Here is a 22,658-nt window from a genome sequence, read left to right as displayed (position 1 = left end):
CGGTTCCGTGCAGGCCATCCTCACCGTCAATAGGTTGCCCGCAGCGTCAGGCCATAACGGCGATCGTTCAGCTGATACTGCAACGGTGCCGCGGGGGTGCCGATATAGGTCTGGTTCATGCGGTTGTTCAGGTTCACCACGTCCGCCGTCACCGCGATATGGCTGTTCACGTTGACGCTGACCGACGCGTCGAGCGAGGCATAGGGATTGGCGAACTGCAATTCGCCGGGCGCCCCGCTGCCGGTCGTGGCATCGAGATACCGGCTGCGCCAGTTCCACGCGACCCGCGCCGTGATCGGCCCCTTTTCGTACAGGCCGACCAGATTGTAGCTGTGCTTCGACAGCTTCTCCAGCGGGCTGCGGGCGGGGGCCAGCGCGTTGGTGCCGAAGAACGGGTTGGCGACGCTGCTGTCGACATAGGTGTAGTTCGCCTGCATCCCCAGCCCGCTCAGCACCCCCGGCAGGAAGTCGAAGAACTGCTGGTAGCCGACCTCGGCGCCCTTCACCGTGCCATCGGCCGAGTTGCGGACCGAATTCACGTCGTAGGGGATGCCGTTGAGCGTCTGGACCAGCACGCCACTGGCCAGGAAGCCCTTGGCGTCCTTGTAGAACAGACCGCCGGTCAGCGATCCGGTGTTGGAGAAATACCATTCCAGCGTCACGTCGTAATTGGTCGACTCGATCGGCTTCAGCAGCGGATTGCCCGAACTGGCGCTGGGGCGGCCGGTGACCGGGTTGACCTGGTTGGGCGCGTTCAGCGACAGGTTGGTGGACAGTTGGTCGAAGTTCGGCCGGGCGATGCTCTTCGAGAAGGCGGCACGGAACTGCAACGTGTCGGTGAACCTGGCCCGCAGGTTGAAGCTCGGCAGGGCCCGCGTATAGCTGTTGCCGATCGACAGGGGCGACGAGGTGCCGTCCGCGTTGAACTGCGTGCCATCCGACGTCGTGTCGGTCTTCACCAGCCGGACGCCGAGCGCACCGTCGATCCGCACCTCGCCGACATCGAAGGCGTAATCGCCGATGCCATAGACAGTATAGGTCTTCTCGCTCTGGAAGTTCAGCTCGCCCGGCGTGAAGTCGGTGCGGATCTGCGTGCCGAACAGCGAATAGAGCGCGCGCGTCTGCGCCATCACGCCGTCGCCCGCCGGGAATGCCGGATAGAGGATGCCGCCGGTCAGCGTGTTGCCATCGAAGAAGTCCTTGGAGGGGCCGGCCATGCCCAGTTGCGGGAACCGGGTCAGCGGGATCAGCGCGGTGCCGTTCGGCGCATTGACGCCCGGCCCCGCCGCGCTCAACCCGACGCCGTTCCAGGTGCCGCGCAGTTCGATGCCGCTATCGGCATAACGCGCCCCGCCGCGCAGCTTCGACAGGAAGCTGCCCTCGACGTCATATTCCAGGTCATAGGCCAGCGCGAGCGTATCCGCATCGTTCCGCGTGATCGAATCGGCGATGAACGGCAGCGTGTAGCTGGCGGGGTTGGTGAGCAACGCCTTGTTGCGGACGTCCCAGGACGGGCGTTTGCCGGTCAGGTCGAAATCGACGATCGACCGCTGCGACGCGGGCACCGCGGTGGTGGTGGCGCTGCCGACCGCGCTCTGCCCGGTCTGGGTGTAGAGCGACAGGACATGGCCGTTGCGATCGGCGTTGTAATAGGAATCCAGATACTGGAAATCGAACGTCGCCTTCAGCCGGTCGGTGGCCTGCCACGCGACGTTGAAGGTGTAGTTCTGCGACGCGCTCCACAATTCCTGATCGAACCGGCCGGTCTCGAAGACCTGGTTGCGAAGCGACCCCTTGGTGGCATAGCCCTGATCGTTGAACTGGAACGTGGCGCCCGGCAGTGGATCGGTGCCGTATTCGGTGATGGCGCCCGCCGCGTTGCGGACGTTGGTGCGGTTGTTGAAGTCGTAATAATAGGCGCCGGTGCGGTTGAACCAGTATTTGGTGCCCTGATACTGGGCGGTGACCAGCACGTTCTCGTTCGCCTGCCACTGAAGCGCGGCGGCGATGCCGAAGCGACGACGATCGCCGCTGTCGTCATAGATCTCGAAGCCATAGGGGATGCGCGCATTGGCCGGGGCCCCCGCGATCGTGCCCGGCTGGATTTCGGCGAACGGCCCGGCGAGGAAACCGTCCTGGCGATACTGGCTCTTGCTGTAGACCGCGTTCACCAGCAGGCCGATCTCGCCCATGCCGGTGTCCCAGCGGTTGCTGTACAGGCCCGACACCGATCCACCGAACTTGTCGGCGCGATCATAGTAATTGCCCCGCGCGGTGAAGCTCATCACCTGGCCGGGGGCATCGAACGGCTTGCGGGTGCGCAGGTTGACCGCGCCGCCGATGCCGCCTTCGATGATGTTGGCCGGCGGGTTTTTGTACACGTCGATGCCCGACAGCAGTTCGGGCGGGATGCCTTCGAGATCGAACGCCCGCCCGCCCGATGCGGAATAGGCCGCCCGGCCATCGATGAAATTCTGCACCTGCGTCAGGCCGCGCACCGTGATCGCGGGCGACGTGCGATGGTCGAAATCGGTCGCGCCCTCGCCGTAACGGCGCTGGATCTGGACGCCGGTGATGCGCTGCAATGCCTCGGTCGTGTTCACGTCGGGCAAGCGCCCAATATCCTGCGCGTTCACCGAATCGACGATCTGGTCGGCATTGCGCTTGAGCGCCTGCGCCGAACTGAGGCTGGCGCGCACGCCGGTGACGACGATGTCATCGCCGCCATTGCCCTGTCCGGCCTGATCGGCGTTGATGGAGGCGGTGGCGCCGTTCTGCCCGGAGGCCGGTACCGGCTGCCCTGCGGCGGGAACCGCCTGCTGCGCCGCCGCACCCGTTGCCATCGCCAGCATCGTCGGAACCGACACCCCGGCCAGCCATCGCGCCACACGCATCATCGGTCATCCCCCCCTTTTGACGCGGCCCGATCTCGCATGGATCGTCACCGCCAATTGTCTGACCTGTTAAGGGACAACAACTTGGTGCAGCAAGCAGTTTCGTATATTATATCAGCATAGCTGGCCTAAATAGTCATGCATCCGGCAGCGGTCCTATCGTCGCAATCAGGACAAATCGTTTCCTTTCCATGCGATCCGGAGCATGATGTCCGGACCATGGGAGAGGATATCCGGCGATATGGGGCGGGACGCTGAAGGCATCATGGCGGCAATCGGAGGGTCGATGACGTTACCGTCCGTGATGCGGCACCCTCGCCATCTTGCCGGACCAGACGATCGTTCGACGTTTATGGCGGATGGCCACCCCTCACCCGTGTTCGCCATTCACGTCAGCGGCCGTCGCGGCACAGGGGTGATCGGATGATCCGGTACGCCCTGTTCGGGATAGTTGCCTTGCTGGGCTTCATGCCTGCGGCCCTGTCCGCCCGCGATCCGGCCCCGCCCCCACCGGCGACCACCGTCGAGCCAACGGTCACGATCACCATCACCCCCGAGATCGATCGTCCCGGCCCGGTGTTCGAGGGCTGGGGCACGGCGCTCGCCTGGTTCGCCGATGTGACCGGCGGCTATCCCGATCCGGTGCGGCAAAAGCTGGCGGACCTGCTCTACGGCCAGAACGGCCTCGGCTTCACGATCGCGCGCTACAATATCGGCGGGGGCAACCGGGCAGGCACCCCGCCATATCTGCGGCCGGGCGGGGCGATCCCCGGCTTCTGGCGGCAACCGGCGGGGGCGGTGGGCACCGATTGGTGGAACCCCGACCGGCCGGAGATGTGGGACTGGTCCGCCGACGCCCGGCAACGCTGGTGGCTGGATGCGATCGCCGCGCGGGTGAAGACGCCGATCCTGGAGGCATTTTCCAATTCGCCGCCATGGTTCATGACCGTCAGCGGCCGCGTGTCCGGCGCCGAGAAGGGCACGGACGACAATCTCCGCCCCGGCCAGGAAGGGCGCTTCGCCACCTATCTGACCCGCGTGGTCGAGCGCCTGCAGCGGCAGCACCGCATCGTCTTTCGCACCCTGTCGCCTGTCAACGAGCCCAACACCGATTACTGGTTCGCCGCCAACCGGCAGGAAGGGTCGCACTGGTCGCCCGCCCGGCAGGCGACGATGATCGACGCCACCGCCGCAGCGCTGCGGACGCAGCAGCTGGCGACGGTCGTGGCCGCGATGGACGAGACCAGTTCCGACCTGTTACTGACCGACTGGGCGGCCTACCCGGCCGCGACGCGGGCGCGCATCGGGCAACTGAACGTGCACAGCTATGGCACGCTTCACCAGACCGGCGTGCGTGACGTCGCGCGGGCATCGGGCATCCCGCTGTGGATGTCCGAAAACGACACCCCCGGCGACAAGCTGCCGGAGGATTTCGACGATATCCGCCCCGCGCTGGCGCTGGCCGATCACATCGTCGCCGATCTGAAGCGGCTGGAACCGGTCGCCTGGGTCTTCTGGCAGGCGGTGGAGGATTTATCGGGGGGCGCACGGGGCACCGGATCGAACTGGGGCCTCATCAAGATGGACCTGCGGGCGCCTGCCACGGCACCCCACCCAATCCACCTCACGACCAGATACTGGGCCATGGCGAATTTCAGCCGGTCGATCCGGCCCGGCTACCGGCTGGTGCGGGTCGATGATCCCGATACGGTCGGCGCGGTGTCCGGCGACGGCCGCGATCTGGCGTTCGTCCACGTCAATGCCGGCATCTCGCCGCGACGGCTGACGGTGGCGGCACCGGGGTCATGGACGGCGACCACGACCGTCACGGCCACCGGACGTGACGCGGAAGCCGGCGCGCCCCAGCCTCCGACAGCCCGCCCCGCCATCATCGCGGCCCCGATGTCGATCACGACCATCCATCTGTCGAAACGGTGATGGACGCGGCGCCCGGCGTCCGATCGCCTTTGGCGAAGGGCCGGCCCAGCGTAGCGTCGGGGCACGGAACGGGGGCAGCGGCATCGCATGATCCGCTGCCCCCTTCGGTCGATCAGGGACGGCGGATCGTCGCCGCCCGGCCGTCATAGACGGTCTGGGCGTCGTACCCGTTGCCGTCGGTCACCGGCTTGCCCGCCGCCGCCCATTTCACGCGGATGGTCCGCCGCGCGGGCATCCCCGGCCATGCCTGCCCTTCCCGCGCGCCGAGCGTCACCGTGCCCGTCCGATCGTCATACGTGATGGCGATGCGGCTGTACGCGCCCCGCTTGTAACCCAGGCTGGTGCCGTCGTCCTCGTACAGCGAGAAACGGCCATCGGCCCCCGGATAGACGACGATGGTCAGCGGCGCGGCGCGGTCGGCGTCGACATGCTGCATCACCGGCCCCATCGGCACGATCGCCCCGGCGCGCACGAACAGCGGCATCCGTTCGAACGGCGCCTTCACCGTCGCCCGGCCACCGCCGCGATACGCCTGCCCGGTCGTGAAGTCGTACCAGTCGCGGGTACCGGGGAAATAGACCTCGCGCTCGCGGGCGCGGTACTCGGTCACCGGTGCGACCAGGAAGGCATCGCCGAACAGATATTCGTCCGCCAGTCCGCGTGCGGCCCGATCCTGTGGGAAATCCGCCGCCAGCGGCCGGATGATGCTGCCGTCCTTGCCATAGGTGTCGGCGCCCAGCGTGTAGATATAGGGCATCAGGCGGTAGCGCAGCTCATCGTACCACACCATCGACGCCCGCATCGGCGACGCCGGCGGGCTGATCTCGTAGATCTCACGATAGGGATATTCGCCATGGCTGCGGAACAGCGGGCTGAACGCACCGAACTGGAACCAGCGCAGATTGAGCTCGCGCCATTCGTCGAGATCGGCGGCGGTGGGCGTCTTGCTGGCGAACCGGTCCTCCAGCGCGAAGCCGCCGATATCGTGCGTCCAGTTGGGCAGGCCCGACATCGACGCATTCACCCCGGCCGAAATCTGGGCGCGCAGATCGTACCAGCGGCTGGCGACGTCCCCCGACCAGACCGCCGCGCCATAACGCTGAAGGCCGCCGAACCCCGAGCGGGTCAGCAGGAACGGCCGCACATCGGGCTTGAACGCCGTCCAGCCGTCATAGAAGGCCCGCGCGTTCATCAGCGGGAAGCTGTTGAAATACTGCGCCGCCGGGCCGATCGCGGTCGGCTTCATCGTGTCGATCCGCTCCGGGATCGACAGGTTGGAATGCATGTCCGGCTCGCTCGCATCGGCCCACCACGCATCGGTGCCCAGCGTCGCCAGCCGGTCCTCCACCTGCCGCCAGAAGATGCGGCGGCCGGCGGGATTGTACGGATCGTAGAAGGTACTGGCATAGCCGGGGCCGACCCAGTCCTTGTTCCCCTGTTTCAGATTGCCCTGATAGACCGCGCCGGCCGCTGCCAGTTCCTTGTAATTGTCGGTGGTCGGATAGAATTTCGGCCAGACCGAAATCATGAAGTGCGCGTCCTTGGCATGGACCTGATCCACCATCGCCTTCGGATCGGCGAAGCGCGCCGGATCGAAGCGATGGCTGCCCCATTCGGGATCACGCCAGTACCGCCAGTCGAGGACAATATTGTCGAGCGGGATGTTGAGCGACCGGTATTTGTCGACGACGCCCGTCACCTCCGCGGCGGTGTCGTAGCGCTGGCGCGACTGCCAGAAACCGTATGCCCATTTGGGCATCATCTCCGACTTGCCGGTCAGCTGGCGATAGCCCGCGATCGCGCCGTCGATGCTGCCGCCGGGGACGAACCAGTAATTCTTGGCCTGTGCCACCTCGCTGGTGAACCACAGCGAATGGCGGTCCGGCTCGGGCAATGGATCGTTGTGGAGCAGCGCGATATAACCCGCGTTCGGCTCCCATTCGATCCGGATCGCGGCCGTGCGCCCGGCGGTTAGCGCCACGTCGAAATTGCTGTACCAGGGGTTCCAGTTCTGGCGCCAGCGGTTCAGCACCTCGCGCCCGTCGACGAACACCTTGTAGTAGCTGGAACCGTAGAGCTGGAACTTGTGGTTGCCGGTCACGGTGGGGGTGACGTCGCCGGTCCACACCACCGTCTGCTTCTGCACCGCGTTGCCGGCGGTGTTCTGGCCGCCGGTCGCCGCCACCGTCTTCGCCTTGGCGGCGTCCGGCCATTTGGTCTGGTCGTTGATATACTGGTAGTCGATGGTCGGCTCCTGCCGGGTGACCACCTCCTTGCCGTCCAGATAGTAATGCGCGGTGAAGCCCGGCTTGCCGCCGGAGGTGACCTTCATCCCCTTGCCGCCGCCCTCGCCCACCAGCGCATAGGGCCGGGGGTTGCCGAAGCGACTGATCGACTCGTTGTCCCACAACAGCCCGTAGCCACGCGTCGAGACGACGAAGGGCACCGCGATGTCCATGTTGTGCTGCGCGAGTTCGACGTCCTCGCCGTTATAGTCCATCTGCGCGTTCTGGTGCTGACCAAGGCCATAGAGCCCCTCGTCGGTACCGCGATTGAACTGCTGCGACACGGTGACGAACGCTTTGCCGTCGACGCGGGTCGGTGCGAAGGCCGGGGCGCCGGCCTCGTCCAGCAACACTTGGCCCGCGGCGTCGAGGAACCGGACACGACCATCCGCCAGATCGATATCGGCGGTCGAGCGCGTCGCGGCGACCAGCACATGGCCCGCCCGCTCGGTGACGGTATAGGGTCCCGCTGCCGGGGCGGCCGGCACCATCAGGCTGGCGGCGGGCGGGCTGGCGGCAATGGAGCCAGCGCGGGGCGTCGCGACGACGTGGACGATGCCGTCGCCATGCACCGTCACCGTGACGCGCGACGCCGTTCCACCCACCGGGGTGACCGCCACGCCGCCTTCGATCCGCTCGTATCGGCCGGCCTGTGCCCATGCCGGACCGGCGATGACGCTGCCGGTCAGCAACGCCGCGACTACCGCTTTCCTCATCATCCACTCCCTCGTCATCGATGGCGGCCCATCGCGATATGCCGCGATTGGGGCCGATCGATCGGATTGATACCGTAACCGGCCAGATCGCCGATGTACGGGACCGCCGTTCCGGCGCGCCCTTGACGGCATGTATGGCATGAACGATACCGCTAACACAACGGGAGTGGAGCGGATTGATGGCACTCGACAGGCAGCCCTGGCTGGACGCGCTGCCCCATGACTGGCGCGACGGATCGTTCCTCGGCCGCATCGCCACCCCCGATGGACCGTCCCCGATCATGCTGCGCGGCGGTGTCGCCCATGACATGGCCCGGGTCCGCCCGACCGTGGCGCACCTGATCGCCGATCGCGCGTTCGATGGCGGCACGCCGATCGAGGCGGAGACGCTGGCGGGATTCGACCTGCTCAGTCCGATCGACCTGCACTGCGTCAAGGCGGCCGGTGTCACCTTCGCGGTATCGGCACTGGAACGCGTGATCGAGGAGCGCGCGCGCGGCGACCATGGCCGCGCCGCGAGCCTGCGCGAAGGGCTGGAGCGCGCGCTGGGCGGCGACCTGCGCGGGGTCGTCCCCGGATCGGCGGAGGCGGACGCGCTGAAACAGCGGCTGATCGCCGAAGGGATGTGGTCGCAATATCTGGAGGTCGCGATCGGCCCCGATGCGGAGATCTTCACCAAGTCGCCGGTGCTGTCCACGGTCGGCTGGGGTGCACCGGTTGGCTTCCGTTCCGATTCCACCTGGAACAATCCCGAACCCGAAGTCGTCGTCGTCGCCGGCCCGGATGGCCGTGCGATCGGCGCGACGCTGGGCAACGACGTAAACCTGCGCGATTTCGAGGGCCGCTCCGCCTTGCTGCTGGGCAAGGCGAAGGACAACAACGCCTCCTGCTCGCTCGGGCCGTTGATCCGGCTGTTCGACGACGGCTTCACGATGGACGATGTCGCACGGGCGGAGATCGCGATGACGATCGAAGGCACCGACGGCTATCGCCTCGATGGGGCAAGCACGATGCGCGAGATCAGCCGCCATCCCGAAGAGCTGCTTCGTCAGGCGCTGAGCGAGCATCACTATCCCGACGGCCTCGTGCTGTTCTGCGGCACGTTGTTCGCGCCGACGCAGGACCGCGACGAGGCGGGACGCGGCTTCACCCACAAGGTCGGCGACGTGGTGACCATCGCGAGCGGCCGGCTCGGCACGCTCGTCAACCCGGTCACCACCTCGCGCGATGCCCCCGTCTGGACGATGGGCATCGCCGGCCTGTTTCATAATCTCGCCATGCGCGGCCTGCTCGCGGCATGACCCTTCCGGACGATGCCATGCTGCAACAGACCAGACGCGCCACCCACGGATCGCACCGTCGCGCCGTCTACCCCAGTCTGGAGGACCGGCGCGTGATCGTCACCGGCGGCGCCTCTGGGATCGGCAGCGGGCTGGTCGAGGCGTTCGTGGCGCAGGGCGCGCGCGTGGGTTTCCTCGACATCCTCGACGGCGAGGCGGCGGCGCTGGTCGCACGGATCGGCGACGGGGCGCGCCACATGCCGGTCTACCGGCACTGCGACCTCACCAAACTGGACGATCTGGCCGCGGGCATGGCCGCGCTGGCGGATGAACTGGGTGGCGTCGACGTGCTGCTCAACAATGCCGCCAACGACGATCGCCACCGGATCGAGGACGTGACCCCCGCCTTCTGGGACGAGCGGATGAACGTCAACCTGCGCCACCTGTTCTTCGCCGCGCAGGCGGTGGTGCCGGCGATGCGCGAGGCGGGTGGCGGCGCGATCGTCAATTTCGGGTCGATCAGCTGGCATCTCGCCCTGCCCGACCTGATCCTCTACCAGACCGCCAAGGCCGCGACCGAGGGGCTGACCCGCAGCCTCGCCCGCGATCTCGGCCGCGACGGCATCCGCGTCAACACGATCGTCCCCGGCAACGTCCAGACGCCCCGGCAGGAACGCTGGTACACGCCGGAGGGGGAGGCGGAGATCGTCGCCACGCAATGTCTGGACGGGCGTATCCAGCCCGCCGACGTCGCCGCGCTGGCGCTGTTCCTCGCCTCGGACGACGCACGGATGTGCACCGCACACGAATATTGGGTGGATGCCGGCTGGCGCTGACCCCGCGCCCGCCAACCACCAACGAATCGGAGCGCCCCTCGAAGGGCGCCGCAAGGAGAGGATCATGGCCGTGGATGCCGATACCAACGATACCGGGCTCAATCGTGCGCTGATCGGCCGCATCGTCGCGGTGGCGACGATCGGCGGCTTCATGTTCGGCTATGACTCCGGAGTCATCAACGGCACGCAGAAGGGGCTGGAGGCGGCGTTCGATCTCGGCCGGCTCGGCATCGGCGTGAATGTCGGCGCGATCCTGGTCGGCTCGTCGATCGGCGCGTTCGGGGCGGGCCGCCTGTCCGACCGGATCGGGCGGCGGGGCACGATGATGGTCGCCGCGATCCTCTTCATCGTCTCCGCGCTGCTGGCGGGGGCGGCCGGATCGTCCGCGATCTTCATCCTCGCGCGCATCATCGGCGGGCTGGGGGTGGGCGCGGCCAGCGTCACCTCGCCCGTCTATATCTCCGAAGTCACCCCGGCGGCGGTGCGCGGACGATTGTCCAGCGTGCAGCAGGTGATGATCATCACCGGCCTGACCGGGGCGTTCGTCGCCAATTACGTGCTGGCCCGGTTCGCGGGCGGATCGATCGCGCCGCTGTGGCTCGACTATCCGGCCTGGCGATGGATGTTCTGGCTGCAAGTGATCCCGGCCGCCCTCTATCTGGTCGCGCTGTACTTCATCCCGGAAAGCCCCCGCTATCTGGTGGTGAAGGGGCATGACGACCGGGCGGAGGCGGTGCTGACCCGGCTGTTCGGCGCGGCGGCGGCCCGGCGCACGGTCGCCGATATCCGCGCCTCGCTGGCGGCGGACCATCACCGCCCGACGCTCGCCGACCTGATCGACCGGACGACGGGGCGGATCAGGCCGATCCTGTGGGTGGGCATCGGGCTGGCGGTGTTCCAGCAACTCGTCGGCATCAACGTCGTCTTCTATTACGGCGCGACGCTGTGGGAAGCGGTGGGCTTCACCGAGAGCAACGCGCTCCAGATCAACATCCTGTCGGGGGTGCTGTCGATCGGCGCCTGCCTGCTGGCGATGGCGCTGATCGACCGGATCGGTCGCCGGCCGCTGCTGCTGGTCGGGTCGGCCGGCATGACGGTGACGCTGGCGGTGGTCGCCTGGGCGTTCTCCACCGCATTGCCGGACGGGGCCGGCGGCGTCGCCCTGCCCGGCCATTCGGGGCTGATCGCCCTGGTCGCGGCGAACCTGTACGTCGTGTTCTTCAACGTCAGCTGGGGCCCGGTGATGTGGGTGATGCTGGGCGAGATGTTCCCGACCCAGATCCGCGGCTCGGCGCTGGCGGTGTCGGGGTTCGCGCAGTGGATCGCGAACGCGGCGATCTCGGTCAGCTTCCCGGCGATGGCGGTGTCGCCGGGCCTCGCGGTCACCTATGTCCTCTATGCGGTGGCGGCGGCACTATCGTTCGTCTTCGTCCGCGCGGCCGTGGCCGAAACCCGCGGGCGCGAGCTGGAGGACATGGTGGGATAGACACCGGCGCCGCTATCCCCGCTGCCGCACCCTGGGGCGCTGGCGGGGGGCGGCATCGGATTGCCGCCGGATCAGCGTATAGCCGAGCACCAGATGCTGCGGTTCGGCGCTGCCGCCGTTGCGCCGGTCGCGCAGCATCCCGGCCAGCAGTTCGACCCCCATCCGGCTCATCTCCGCGATCGGCTGGTGGATGGTGGTGAGTTCGGGCCAGATCGTCCGTGCGATCGCGCTGTCGTCGAAGCCGACGACGGTGAAATCCCCCGGCACGTCCAGCCCGCGGCGATGCGCCATCGCGACCGCGGCTGCGGCCATGTCGTCGTTGCTGGCGAACACGGCGGTCGGCGGATCGTCGCGATCGAGCAGTTCCTCCGCCGCATCCAGCCCCGACCGATAGGTGAACAGGCCGTGGGCCACCAGATCGGCATCGAACGCGATCCCCCGCCCCTCCAGCGCGGCGCGATAACCGGCCAGCCGTTCGTCGCTGGCGGTCAGGTTGGGGTTGCCGGTGATGAAACCGATCCGCTGGTGCCCCAGGTCGAGCAGATGCTGCGTCATCTCCTGCGCTGCGGCGCGGTCGTCGATCGACACCGCGCCGAACCCGGCGCGTGGATGGCTGGTCGCCACCACCACCGTCGGCACGCCGGCATCGCGCAGCAGATCCAGCACCAGCGGCGAATCGCACAGCGGCGGCGGCAGGATGATGCCGTCGACGCCGCTGGCGATCAGGCGGGCGGCGACCTCGCGCTCATGATCGTCGAGTTCGCATTTCTGCACGATCAGCTGCGTGTCCGCCCGGCTCGCCTGTTCGAGGCTGCCGAGCAGGAATGCGCTGAGATAGGCGTCGGACGGATTGCTGAACAACAGGCCGAGCCGCAGCTGCCCGGCCCCGGCAAGGCGGCGGGCGGAACGGTTGGGGGCGTAGTTCAGTGCGGTGATCGCCGCCTGCACCGCCTCACGCGTGCTCGCCCGCACGTTGCTTTCGGCGTTGATCACGCGCGACACCGTCATCGGCGATACCTGGGCGAGACGGGCGACGTCGGTGATCGTCGGCGCACCGGTCTGCCGGGAATTGCTGCGCCGTGGCTTGATTGGCTCCGTGGTCATGGCCGCACCGTATCACCGGACGGGGCAATGCAAAGCATTGCTGGCACATTCCTGTCGCTCCCGCCGGAACCCACATCGAACACCACCAGCCGTCATCGCGACGGACGGGCGGCAGGGATCACTGCCCGCAGGCGCCGTCCGTCGCGATCGCGCGGTGCGCGATCCGTTGCAGGTCACCTGCCTGCCGGGGTGACAGGCCGAGATCGGCGGCGGCGGCCTCGCGAACGCCCAGGCTGCGCGGATCGCGACCGGTGATCGCCCCGAACAGCATCAGCGCCTCCAGATAATAACCGGCGGTGCTGGCATGATAATGGTCGTCCGCCCACAGATCGAGCCGGCCGGGCGCGATTCCGTCATAGGGGTCGGCATCCGCCACGCCGGCGCGGATCGCGCAGATGAAGGCCTGCCCCACCGGCACCACGCCGCGCACGACCGGCCGGGCCTGCGCGGCGGCCCGGTCATAGGCGCGGCGCAGATCGTTCGCCATCGCCGCGATCGGCCGGCCCGTCCAGGGATTGCCCCCGCCTCGAACCAGATCGGGTCGCGACCACGTCGCAGTCAGGTGCAGTCTGACGCGCGGGTTGCGCACCGCGAACAGCGTGGCGAGTGTCTGGGTATCGGCGATGAAACGCGTCGGATCGCCGGCGCGCGCGGCGTCGAGCGTGCTGTACTCCTGCAACACGACATGGTCCCAGGCGCGGTCGATCCGCGCCCGGCGTTCCGCCAGATGCCAGCCGAGGCTACGCCCCCCGCCCGTCTCCACCGCCACGTCGTAATCGAAACCAGCCTGCTCGGCGAACCGGCGGAAGATCGCGGGCACGCCGCCGATCCCCTCGCCGTTCAGGTCGGTCACGCTGCCGGGACGGTAGCGCATCGCGGCGGACCCGGCACCGAAGGTGAAGCTGTTGCCGACGAACAGGATCGTCTCTGCTCCGGCGGTGGCGCCCGCCAGCAGGACAATCGCGACGGCCGCCAGGGAGCGGACGAAGCGCCGGCGGATCATGTCACCGATATTCCACGCCATGGCGTATCCTCGCTCCGACCCGGCCGTGTTCGACCGGCGGCCGTCAAATAGGGAGGGCTTCGGCCGGTCCCGAAAGAAGATTGGCGCCGGTACCGATCTGCGCGCGCAGATCCTGCAACGTGCCGTCGAGATGCAGGCGCATCAGCCGTTCCAGTTCGACCGCATCGCGCGCCATCCACGCATCGATCAGCAGGCGATGCTCCAGATGCGCTCGCGCATCGCGCCCAGCCGGTTCGAGATGGGTGATGACATAGCGTTCGGCGAGGATCGACAACCGCTCGACCAGTTGCGTCGTCAGCGGACGACCGGCGGGGCGCACCAAGGCGGTGTGGAAATGGCGATTGCAGACCGCGACGGCAGCAAGATCGGTGTTCGCCGCCTCGTCCAGCGCATGGAAGGCGGCCAGTGCCTCCGCCCGCTGGGTTTCGTCCGCCGCCAGCGCCCCCAGGCCACCGGCCGCAGGCTCGATCGCCAGGCGCAGGGCATAGATCTCGTCGGCTTCCTCCGCCGACAGGGCACGGACCACGTAACCGCGATTGGCCTGACTGCGCAGCAGCCCTTCCTGTTCCAGCCGGGCCAGCGCCTCACGCAGGGGAATCTTGCTGACGCCCAGATCATGCGCCAGCGCATCCTGCCGGACCGGCGTATCGTCGGGCAACACACCGGTCACGATCCGCTCGCGAACGATCTCGAATACCTGATCCGCGAGCGTGCGGGCGACGATGGTCAAGAACGGATTCCTTCGGGCAGGCGACGGGCGGGATCGACTATTCCCGATGATGTCACGTTACCGCCAAACCTTTCCAGAACGGATCGTTACGATCAATCCATATTGTTGCGATCAGTCCATATTGTGCCGAGACGATCGCACCGATCGCGCATTATGACCGGCACGCTCAACCGGAAGCATCGTCCTCACCGATCCGGCGCGCTTCCTCGATCAGCATCACCGGCACGCCGTCGCGGATCGGATAGGCGAGGCCGGCGGCCTCGGAAACCAGTTCGTCCCGCGTGGCATCGTGCCGCAACGGGGTACGGGTGGCGGGGCAGACGAGGCGTTCGAGCAGCCACGGGTCGATCATCGTCATCTTTCGGTCAGCCTATTGCAGCGTCACGCGGTTCTCGCCGCCGTGCCGCCCGAAGAACTGCATCAGCTGGATAATCAGTTCGGCGCGCGATTCGACATCGGGCGCCTCCAGCAGCGCCTGCTTGGCGGCGACATCGAACGGGGCGATCTGGGCGATGCCGTTGACGAGGCTTTCGTCATCCAGCCGGCCGACCGCATCCCAATCGACCGCATAACCCTGCACCTCCGCGAACCGTCGCGATTCCAGTTCGAGCGACGACCGGCGGCCGAGCGACAGCGTCTCGTCGGGGCGGACCGGCAGCAGGTCCGCCTCGATCTGGCGAAAGGCGGTGGTCACGTCGAGTTCGCGCACCATCCGGAACAGCGCGACCCCCTCCAGGATCAGGTTGTAGCGGCCGTCCTCCAGCGCCTCGACCTCGGCGATCTTGCCGACGCAGCCGATGTCGTAGAGCGCGGGCCGATCGGGATCGCCGACCTCCTCGTTCTGCATATCCCGGGGCTGGATCATCGCCACCCGCCGGTCGCGCGCCATCGCATCGCTGACGAGCGCGCGGTAGCGCGGCTCGAAGATATGCAGCGGCAGGTGCATCCCCGGAAACAGCAAGGCACCGGGAAGCGGGAAGATCGACAGGCGGGTGACGGTCATCCGAACAGGATCGCGGACAGGCGACGGCGCTGCGCCGATACCCACGGGTCCATCAGCCCGACGACCTCGAACAGCGTCAGCAACTGGGTGCGTGCCGCGCCGTCGTTCCACGTCCGGTCGGCGGCGACGATGTGAAGCAGGTTGTCGGCGGCGGCATCGCGGTCGCCCGCCGCCATCTGCGCGCCGGCCAGTGCGAAGCGCTTTTCGTGATCGTCGGGGTTCGCCGCCACCTCGGCGGCGAGGGCGGCGGTATCGTCGACCGGGGCGGCCGAGCGCGCCAATGCCAGCGCGGCACGGGCGCGGTCGATGCCGGGGTCCTTCAACTCGGCGGGCAGCGCCGCGATCGCCGCCTCCGCCTCGTCGTGCAAACCGGCCGCGACCAGCGCACGGATGTGGCCGGACAGGACGGCGGGGTTCTCCGGCGCCATCTCGATCAACTGGCCGAAGATCGACAGCGCGCGTTCGGCATCGCCCTCGGCCAGCACCTCCTCGCCCATCGCGATCAGCGGTTCGATCTCGGCCGCCTCGTCGGCGGCGGCGGACTGGATCGGCAACTGGCGCAGCAACTGGTCCAGCATCGTGCGCAGCGCGCTTTCGGTGCGCGCGGGCGTCAGGTCGGCGACCAGCTGGCCCTGGAACATCGCATAGACGGTCGGGATCGACTTGATCTGGAACTGGCTGGCGATGAACTGATTCTTGTCGGTATCGACCTTGGCCAGCACCACGCCCTTGTCGGCATAGGCGGCGGCGACCTTTTCCAGCACCGGGGTCAGCGCCTTGCACGGCCCGCACCATTCGGCCCAGAAATCGATGATGACGAGGTTCGTCATCGATGGTTCGACGACGTCATGGCGGAACGCGGTCACCGCGTCCTTTTCGGCTGCCGACATTCCCAAGGTGGCCAAGTGATATTCCCCAGATTGCGTCCCCACTATCTGGGGGCCGTGACGGCTTAATGAAAGTCCCGTGATTTGGGCAACACGCGCACGTCACGGGGATGGGTCGGCCGGGGCGGGGTGTGACGCGGGTCGGGGCTGCGGGTGTAGACCGGCTTCACCACCGCGTCGGCGGGCGCGGGGCGCGGGTCGGCGGCATAGTCCGACGACAGGCGGGCCAGTTCGTGGCTGCGATCATCGACCCGCGCGGTCATCAGGTGGACGACGCCCTCCTCGCTGCGCTGGACCACGCCGTGCAGGACCATCAGCCGCGACGCCATCACCGCGCGCCGGTTCGCCTCGAAATCGCGCGCCCACAACAGCCCGTTGGTGATGCCGGTCTCGTCCTCGATCGTCACGAAGATCGCATTGCCCTTGCCCGGCCGCTGCCGGACCAGCACGATGCCCGCCACGCTGGCGCGGCGGCCGTCCTTCACCCGCGCCAGATCGGCGGCGGACACGACCCCCTCGGCCCGGAACAGCGCGCGCAGGAAGGTCATCGGATGATCCTTCAGCGACAGCCGCGTCGTCTGGTAATCGGCGACGACCTGTTCGGCGAGCGGCATCGGCGGCAACGCGGCATCGGGCTCCACCCCCAGTTCGGGCGCATCGGCGGCGGCGAACAGCGGCAGTTGCGCGGGCGGGGTGCGCCGCACCTCCCAGCCCGCCGTGCGCCGGTTCTGCCCCAGCGACCCGCACGCATCCGCATCGGCCAGCAACCGCAGCGCGCGGGGCGGCAGGGTGGCGCGGCGCGCAAGGTCCTCGATCGAGACATAGGGCGCGTGATCGGTGATCGCGGCGGCCCAGTCGCCCCGGAACCCGTCGATCTGGCGAAAGCCGAGCCGGATGGCGACGGTGCCATCCTCCATCCCCCCCTGCACCTCCCCGGCGGAAGCCGGGGTGCAGTTGGGCGAACCGGTGTGATGACATACCGGGGCCATCCCGACTGGACCCCGGCCTCCGCCGGGGAGGCAGGAAAGTGGCGATGCCGTTTCTTCGGGAAGAAAAACGGCAGAAGCCGCGGTAACCCCCGCCTCCACCGCATTGTCCCATCCCGAATGATTGACATCGACCGGCCGCACGATGACGCCATGCTCCACCGCATCGCGCACCAGTTGCGCGGGTGCATAGAAACCCATCGGCTGCGAATTGAGCAGCGCCGCGCAGAACACCGCCGGATGGAAGCACTTCAGCCATGACGACACATAGACCAGTCGCGCGAAGGACAGCGCATGGCTTTCGGGAAAACCATAGCTGCCGAACCCCTCGATCTGCTTGTAGCACCGCTCCGCGAAGTCGGCCGGGTAGCCGCGACGGACCATGCCATCGACCAGCTTCGCGCGAAAATCGGTCATCCCGCCGACGTTGCGGAACGTCGCCATCGCCCGGCGCAACTGGTTCGCCTCGCCGGGCGTGAAGCCCGCCGCGACGATCGCCAGCTTCATCGCCTGTTCCTGGAACAGCGGCACGCCATAGGTGAAGCGCAGCAGCTGGTGCAGTTCGTCCGCCGGCCCATGACGCGGATCGGGGGCGGGAAATTCCACTTTCTCCTTCCCCGCCCGGCGGCGCAGATAGGGGTGGACCATATCGCCCTCGATCGGCCCCGGCCGCACGATCGCGACCTGCACCACCAGATCGTAGAACTCGCGTGGCTTCAGGCGTGGCAGCATGTTGATCTGGGCGCGGCTCTCGACCTGGAACACGCCGATGCTGTCGCCCTTCTGCAGCATCGCATAGACACGGTCGTCTTCCTCCACCGCCAGATTGTCGAGCGTCGGGCGGCCCAGCCCGTTCGCCGCCATCAGGTCGAACGCCTTCCTGATGCAGGTCAGCATCCCCAGCGCGAGGATATCGACCTTCATCACCCCCAGACAGTCGATATCGTCCTTGTCCCATTCGATGAAGGTGCGGTCGGGCATCGCGCCGTTGTGGATCGGCACCATCTCGTCCAGCCGCCCCTCGGTCAGCACGAACCCGCCGACATGCTGCGACAGGTGGCGGGGGAACTTCAGCAGCCGGTTCACCAGATCGTGCAGCCGCGCCATATCCGGGTTGGCGAGGCTGTGCCCGGTCTGCTCGAACCGCTCCGGCCCGAACCGGTCGGAGAAGCTGCCCCAGACGGTGCTGGTCAGCCGCTGCGTCACATCCTCGCTCAGGCCCAGCGCGCGGCCGATCTCGCGCACCGCGCTGCGCGGGCGATAATGGATCACGGTGGCGGCGATCGCCGCCCGCTCGCGACCGTAGCGGCGATAGATGTACTGCATCACCTCCTCGCGCCGCTCATGCTCGAAATCGACATCGATATCGGGGGGCTCGTCGCGCTCGGCCGATACGAAGCGCGAGAACAGCAGATCGTATTTCATCGGGTCGACCGAGGTGATGCCCAGCAGGAAGCACACCACCGAATTGGCCGCCGAGCCGCGCCCCTGGCACAGGATCGGCGGCGTGCAGGCCCGGGCGAAGCGGACGATGTCGTGGACGGTGAGGAAATAATAGGCGTATTCGCGGTCGGCGATCAGCGCGAACTCCTCGTTCAGCAGCCGCATCACCTTGTCCGGCACATGATCGTCGTAGCGGTCGAGCGCGGATCGCCAGACGAGATGCTCCAGCCATCCCTGCGGCTGCCACCCCGCCGGCACCGGTTCGTGCGGATATTCGTACCGGAGCTGATCGAGCGAGAAGCCGATCCGCGCCAGCAACCGCCCGCTTTCCGCCACCGCCGCCAGCCGGTCGCGGAACAGGCGCTGCATCTCGCCCTCGTCCTTCAGGTGCCGTTCGCCATTGACGGCAAGGCGGCGGCCGGCGGCCTGCACGGTCAGCCCCTCGCGGATGCAGGTGACGACATCGTGCAGATCACGGTCGCCCGGCCAGGCATACAACGCGTCACAGGTCGCGAGCAGCGGCACGCCCGCCGCATCCGCCACCGCCGCCAGCCGCGCCAGCCGCCGCCGGTCGCGCCCGGTGCGCGGCATCGTCACCCCCAGCCACACCGCATCGCCGCCCAGCCGGGTCAGCGCCGCCAGCGTCGCGGGCAGGCCGGGATCGGTGCGGGGCGGCGGCAGTTCGGCCCCCGGCACCGGCACGGCGCCACGATCGCTCGATTCGGGCAGCACGATCAGCAGCAGGTCGCGATGCAACGCGATCAGGTCGCCCAGCCCGAGGATGCAACCGCCCTTCTGCGCACGGCGGTTGCCCATGGTCAGCAGCCGGGTCAGCCGCCCCCAGCCCTCGCGGGTCGACGGATAGGCGACGATGTCGGGCGTGCCGTCCGCGAACACCAGCCGCGCCCCCACCGCCAGCCTGAAATCGAGCGGTGGCAACGTCGTGCCGAGCAGACCGATCCGCGCCCGCTTCAGGGCGTCATGCGCACGGACGACGCCTGCCACGGTGTTGCGATCGGCGATCCCGATCCCCGCCAGTTTCAGCTCGACCGCGCGCGACACCATGTCGCCCGGCTGACTGACCCCGTCGAGGAACGAAAAGGCGGTGGCCGCCGCCAGTTCGGCGAAGGCGGTCATGGCCAGGCCTTCGCGAGGCCCCTTCGTATGTCCGTGATGCGGGGTCGATCGTGCCGGCACATGCGAATAGCCGCGGAAACAGGCACCATCTCACCATCAAATCCTCCCCGGCGGAGGCCGGGGTCCAGTTGGGAAGGCCATCGTGACCTATCGCGACCCTCCACCCAACCCGACCCCGGCCTCCGCCGGGAGAGCAAAGGGGGTCTTTGCGAAGCCCTGCCAACATCGGGATGACCGCCAGTCGTCCGCATCACGCGAACAATCCGTGGACGTACCAGCGCGGACTCTCGGTTTCCGCATACAGCCCGTGGCGGAATATCCAGAACCGCCGGCCCCGATGATCCTCGATCCGGAAATAGTCGCGCGTGGGGATGGGCGCGTCGTGGCGGCGCCACCATTCGCCCGCGATCCGCTCTGGCCCCTCGGCCCGCGCCACGTCGTGGACGGTGCGGCGCCAGCGAAAGCGGGCGGGCGGGCCGTCCGGCGTTTCGGCGGCGATCGAATCGATCAACTGCGGCGGATCGAACAGATAGATCGGGCGCAGCGGCGGTTCGCCCGGTTCGGGCCGTGGCCATTCCGCCGACGATGGCGACGCGGCGGCGGCGGGCAGCATCAGTTCGGCCTGTTCGGGGATATGGCTGTCGCGGGCGGCGAACCGGCGCACGCGCGACCGCCCCAGCCGCGTCGTCAGACGATCGACCAGCGCGGCGACCTCCTGTTGCGGGCCATGCGCCTCACCGCCGCCCTCCAGCCGCAACTGGCAGGTGTCGAGCCGCTCGGCCAGCACGACGTGCAGGCGGATCAGGTCGTACCCGAAACCGGGGTCGAGCGGGTCGGCCAGCCCCTCGATCCGTTCCGCGAACAGCCGCATCAGCACCGCCACGTCGCGCGTCGGCCGCCCCGTCTCGATCCGGAGATGGCGCACCTGCCCGTCGCTGCGGAACAGCCGCGCCTCCCAGCGGCGGCCGCCCTCGGCCCGTTTCTCCAGTGCCGCCGCCGCCTCGCCGGCCAGGTCCACGATCGTCGCCAGCGCGTAATCGGTGCGCGCGACTGGTTCAGGGAAGCGGCGCTCGACGACCACGGGCGCCGCGACGATCCGGGGCGCGACCGGGGCCTTCGCCTCCCCCGACAGGCGGCGCACCGCCATCGCCGCCCCCTCGCCGAACCGCGCCGCGATCGTCGCCAGCGGGCGCGTCATCACGTCGCCCACCGTCTTCAGCCCGGCGCGGGTCAGCGCGTCGTTATCCTCCGGCTCCAACCCCAGCGCCGCCACCGGCAGTCGCCGCACCGCCCCGCGCTCGTCCGGGGCGGGAGCGCCGGCGAACCGGGCCAGCGCGTGCGCCACGTCCGCCGTATCGCCGAACGCATGGCGCACCAGCACCCCGCGCCGCGCCAGTCGAGCCTCGACATCGGCGGCCATCGGCCGCTCCCCCTCGAACGCATGGGTGCAGCCGGTGATGTCGAGCAGCAACGCGTCGGGCGGCAGCACCACCACGGTCGGCGTATAACGCGCGCACCCGTCCGCCAGCCGTTCCAGCCAGTCGAGATCGGCATGGGGATCGCCGTCATACACCTCCAGTTCGGGCACGCGGGCACGGGCATCGGCCAGCGTCAGCCCCGCCACCAGCCCCGCCTGCATCGCCGACCGGTCCAGCGCGGCGAGCCGCACCGCATTGCCGACCGTCTCGACCAGCGCGAGCGGGTGTTCACCCCGTCCGACGAACAGATGCGGGCGCGTCGCGCGCAGCCGCTCCACCGCCAGCCAGGGAAAGACCAGCGCCAGCCAGCGCCGGTTGCGCACCGGCGCCGCTACCGAGGGTGACGGGATCGAGGGGGTCGAAGCAACGGGTTTCACGGTTCCACTCCACGCGCCAGCGGGTGCCGGCGGGGCCGCCACGTCGCCGCAGACATTCGACATCGAAGGCGGGCAGGCCGGGAACGTCGCCCCCCGCCCCCGCCGTCAACAATTGCGACGCCGCGGCCGCGACGCCCCAGCGGGTGGCGGCCGCACTGGGCACCGGTTCGGCGCCGATCCGCACGCTCAGCACCGTCACGCCCGATGCCTCCGCGGCCAGCATCAGCCGCCGCGTCGCGGTCAGGTCCAGCCCGGCGGCGCGGCCCCGGCTTTCGACCAGCACCAGCCCCAGCCCCGGACAGCGCGCCGCATCCGCCGCCACGCGCAGCAGCGCCGGTTCGTCGGGTACCAGCACCAGCACCAGCGATTCGGGCGGCAGCCCCAGTTCGGCGAGCCCGGCGGCATAGGGGCGACCGGCACCGCGCTCGTCATGCTCGATCCGCACCCACAGCGTCGGCAGCGCTCCCGCCGCCAGCGCCAGCGCCAGCGCGAAGCCGGTCGCCGCCGCGGCATCGTCCGGCGTCACGGCATAGACCTCATGCAGTTGCGCGCGTGCCATCCCCGCCGTTCGCCACGCATCGCCCGGCGGCCCATCCCCTACCACGACCGTCGCGCCTGCCACGCGCCGCAACTGCGCGATCCGCGCGGCGGGTGCCGTTTCAGCAAGCAGGACAGTCGACTCGATCATCAATCGTTCTTGTAATGTTCTATCGATGAAATCGCCAAGCAAGAAATTCGTTCATTTGCGCTTGCAGCATTCCCCACCCGCTGCTAGTGGCCCGCCTCACCCAGCCGGTCCGCCGGCTCATGGCGCCAGAGCGGGCGTAGCTCAGGGGTAGAGCACAACCTTGCCAAGGTTGGGGTCGAGGGTTCGAATCCCTTCGCCCGCTCCAGTTTTTCCAAACATTGTCATGCAGTTACGATGGTCCCTCGGGGCCACCCCCTGCATCGCGCAGTTGTTTCATCGGCGTACCAACAGCGACAAGCCCGAAGGCTGAGGTAAAGCAGGCCCTCATTCGGATCGACATTAACGGCGCGCTTCCGCAACGAACCC

At 68.3% G+C, this 22,658-nt stretch carries 15 protein-coding genes and 1 tRNA gene; 5 read left to right on the top strand and 11 right to left on the bottom strand.

From position 1 onward, the window contains the following. Positions 1–26 precede the first annotated feature (26 nt). Positions 27–2,897, bottom strand: coding sequence for a TonB-dependent receptor (locus IFT82_RS07495; protein WP_244646579.1), 2,871 nt, complete (start codon positions 2,895–2,897; stop codon positions 27–29). A 420-nt stretch (positions 2,898–3,317) separates the two neighbouring features. On the opposite strand from IFT82_RS07495, the gene IFT82_RS07490 reads away from it, so the two are divergent. Continuing rightward, positions 3,318–4,832 (top strand): glycoside hydrolase, encoded by a 1,515-nt coding sequence (locus tag IFT82_RS07490; RefSeq protein ID WP_199860369.1) that lies wholly within the window; start codon positions 3,318–3,320, stop codon positions 4,830–4,832. Between the two features lie 112 nt (positions 4,833–4,944). On the opposite strand, the gene IFT82_RS07485 is transcribed toward IFT82_RS07490, so the two are convergent. After that, positions 4,945–7,833 (bottom strand): glycoside hydrolase family 31 protein, encoded by a 2,889-nt coding sequence (locus IFT82_RS07485; RefSeq protein ID WP_192125692.1) that lies wholly within the window; start codon positions 7,831–7,833, stop codon positions 4,945–4,947. A 179-nt stretch (positions 7,834–8,012) separates the two neighbouring features. Between IFT82_RS07485 and IFT82_RS07480 the strand changes: the two genes are divergently transcribed. From IFT82_RS07480 to IFT82_RS07470, 3 genes are all read left to right on the top strand, one after another. Further along, positions 8,013–9,134, top strand: coding sequence for a fumarylacetoacetate hydrolase family protein (locus tag IFT82_RS07480; protein WP_199860368.1), 1,122 nt, complete (start codon positions 8,013–8,015; stop codon positions 9,132–9,134). A 17-nt stretch (positions 9,135–9,151) separates the two neighbouring features. Continuing rightward, a complete protein-coding gene (locus tag IFT82_RS07475) occupies positions 9,152–9,949 on the top strand; it encodes an SDR family NAD(P)-dependent oxidoreductase (protein WP_192125796.1) in 798 nt (265 codons plus the stop codon). A gap of 64 nt (positions 9,950–10,013) precedes the next feature. Next, complete coding sequence (locus IFT82_RS07470; RefSeq protein ID WP_192125691.1) at positions 10,014–11,435, top strand: sugar porter family MFS transporter; 1,422 nt, start codon at positions 10,014–10,016, stop codon at positions 11,433–11,435. 12 nt (positions 11,436–11,447) lie between these two features. Here IFT82_RS07470 and IFT82_RS07465 read toward each other — a convergent pair whose 3' ends face one another. The 9 genes from IFT82_RS07465 to IFT82_RS07425 all read right to left on the bottom strand — a co-directional run bounded on the left by IFT82_RS07465 (position 11,448) and on the right by IFT82_RS07425 (position 22,292). Continuing rightward, a complete protein-coding gene (locus IFT82_RS07465; protein WP_192125690.1) occupies positions 11,448–12,539 on the bottom strand; it encodes a LacI family DNA-binding transcriptional regulator in 1,092 nt (363 codons plus the stop codon). Positions 12,540–12,657: 118 nt separating this feature from the next. Further along, the gene (locus IFT82_RS07460; RefSeq protein WP_244646578.1) at positions 12,658–13,563 is read right to left on the bottom strand and encodes an SGNH/GDSL hydrolase family protein; all 906 of its coding nucleotides are present in this window, start codon (positions 13,561–13,563) and stop codon (positions 12,658–12,660) included. A 43-nt stretch (positions 13,564–13,606) separates the two neighbouring features. Next, positions 13,607–14,293, bottom strand: coding sequence for a GntR family transcriptional regulator (locus tag IFT82_RS07455; protein WP_192125689.1), 687 nt, complete (start codon positions 14,291–14,293; stop codon positions 13,607–13,609). Between the two features lie 166 nt (positions 14,294–14,459). Then, positions 14,460–14,645: a Trm112 family protein gene (locus IFT82_RS07450; RefSeq protein ID WP_192125794.1), complete on the bottom strand. Its 186-nt coding sequence runs from the start codon at positions 14,643–14,645 to the stop codon at positions 14,460–14,462. Between the two features lie 18 nt (positions 14,646–14,663). Next, entirely contained in the window at positions 14,664–15,296 is a 633-nt protein-coding gene (locus tag IFT82_RS07445) for an LON peptidase substrate-binding domain-containing protein (RefSeq protein WP_192125688.1), read from the bottom strand. After that, positions 15,293–16,186, bottom strand: coding sequence for a tetratricopeptide repeat protein (locus IFT82_RS07440; protein ID WP_192125793.1), 894 nt, complete (start codon positions 16,184–16,186; stop codon positions 15,293–15,295). Before IFT82_RS07440 ends, IFT82_RS07445 begins: the two co-directional genes overlap by 4 nt. A gap of 62 nt (positions 16,187–16,248) precedes the next feature. After that, positions 16,249–19,749, bottom strand: coding sequence for an error-prone DNA polymerase (locus IFT82_RS07435; protein ID WP_192125687.1), 3,501 nt, complete (start codon positions 19,747–19,749; stop codon positions 16,249–16,251). Between the two features lie 250 nt (positions 19,750–19,999). Further along, entirely contained in the window at positions 20,000–21,550 is a 1,551-nt protein-coding gene (locus tag IFT82_RS07430; protein WP_342355070.1) for a Y-family DNA polymerase, read from the bottom strand. Beyond that, entirely contained in the window at positions 21,456–22,292 is an 837-nt protein-coding gene (locus IFT82_RS07425; RefSeq protein ID WP_244646577.1) for an ImuA family protein, read from the bottom strand. The genes IFT82_RS07430 and IFT82_RS07425 overlap by 95 nt, the downstream gene beginning before the upstream one ends. A 130-nt stretch (positions 22,293–22,422) precedes the next feature. On the opposite strand from IFT82_RS07425, the gene IFT82_RS07420 reads away from it, so the two are divergent. Further along, a tRNA-Gly gene (locus IFT82_RS07420) sits at positions 22,423–22,497 on the top strand. Positions 22,498–22,658 lie beyond the last annotated feature (161 nt).

This window comes from Sphingomonas sp. CFBP 8760 (genome assembly GCF_014841615.1).
Lineage (GTDB): Bacteria > Pseudomonadota > Alphaproteobacteria > Sphingomonadales > Sphingomonadaceae > Sphingomonas.
Note: the sequence above shows the minus strand (reverse complement) of the source record. Positions and strands in the feature narration are given on the sequence as shown.

Bases quoted from the DNA above. Each gene is read 5' to 3' on its own strand.
- IFT82_RS07450 (WP_192125794.1), bottom strand. From the start codon at position 14,645: ATGATCGACCCGTGGCTGCTCGAACGCCTCGTCTGCCCCGCCACCCGT.
- IFT82_RS07445 (WP_192125688.1), bottom strand. From the start codon at position 15,296: ATGACCGTCACCCGCCTGTCGATCTTCCCGCTTCCCGGTGCCTTGCTG.
- IFT82_RS07480 (WP_199860368.1), top strand. From the start codon at position 8,013: ATGGCACTCGACAGGCAGCCCTGGCTGGACGCGCTGCCCCATGACTGG.
- IFT82_RS07490 (WP_199860369.1), top strand. From the start codon at position 3,318: ATGATCCGGTACGCCCTGTTCGGGATAGTTGCCTTGCTGGGCTTCATG.
- IFT82_RS07460 (WP_244646578.1), bottom strand. From the start codon at position 13,563: ATGGCGTGGAATATCGGTGACATGATCCGCCGGCGCTTCGTCCGCTCC.
- IFT82_RS07475 (WP_192125796.1), top strand. From the start codon at position 9,152: ATGCTGCAACAGACCAGACGCGCCACCCACGGATCGCACCGTCGCGCC.
- IFT82_RS07435 (WP_192125687.1), bottom strand. From the start codon at position 19,749: ATGACCGCCTTCGCCGAACTGGCGGCGGCCACCGCCTTTTCGTTCCTC.
- IFT82_RS07465 (WP_192125690.1), bottom strand. From the start codon at position 12,539: ATGACCACGGAGCCAATCAAGCCACGGCGCAGCAATTCCCGGCAGACC.
- IFT82_RS07485 (WP_192125692.1), bottom strand. From the start codon at position 7,833: ATGAGGAAAGCGGTAGTCGCGGCGTTGCTGACCGGCAGCGTCATCGCC.
- IFT82_RS07425 (WP_244646577.1), bottom strand. From the start codon at position 22,292: ATGATCGAGTCGACTGTCCTGCTTGCTGAAACGGCACCCGCCGCGCGG.
- IFT82_RS07440 (WP_192125793.1), bottom strand. From the start codon at position 16,186: ATGTCGGCAGCCGAAAAGGACGCGGTGACCGCGTTCCGCCATGACGTC.
- IFT82_RS07495 (WP_244646579.1), bottom strand. From the start codon at position 2,897: ATGATGCGTGTGGCGCGATGGCTGGCCGGGGTGTCGGTTCCGACGATG.
- IFT82_RS07470 (WP_192125691.1), top strand. From the start codon at position 10,014: ATGGCCGTGGATGCCGATACCAACGATACCGGGCTCAATCGTGCGCTG.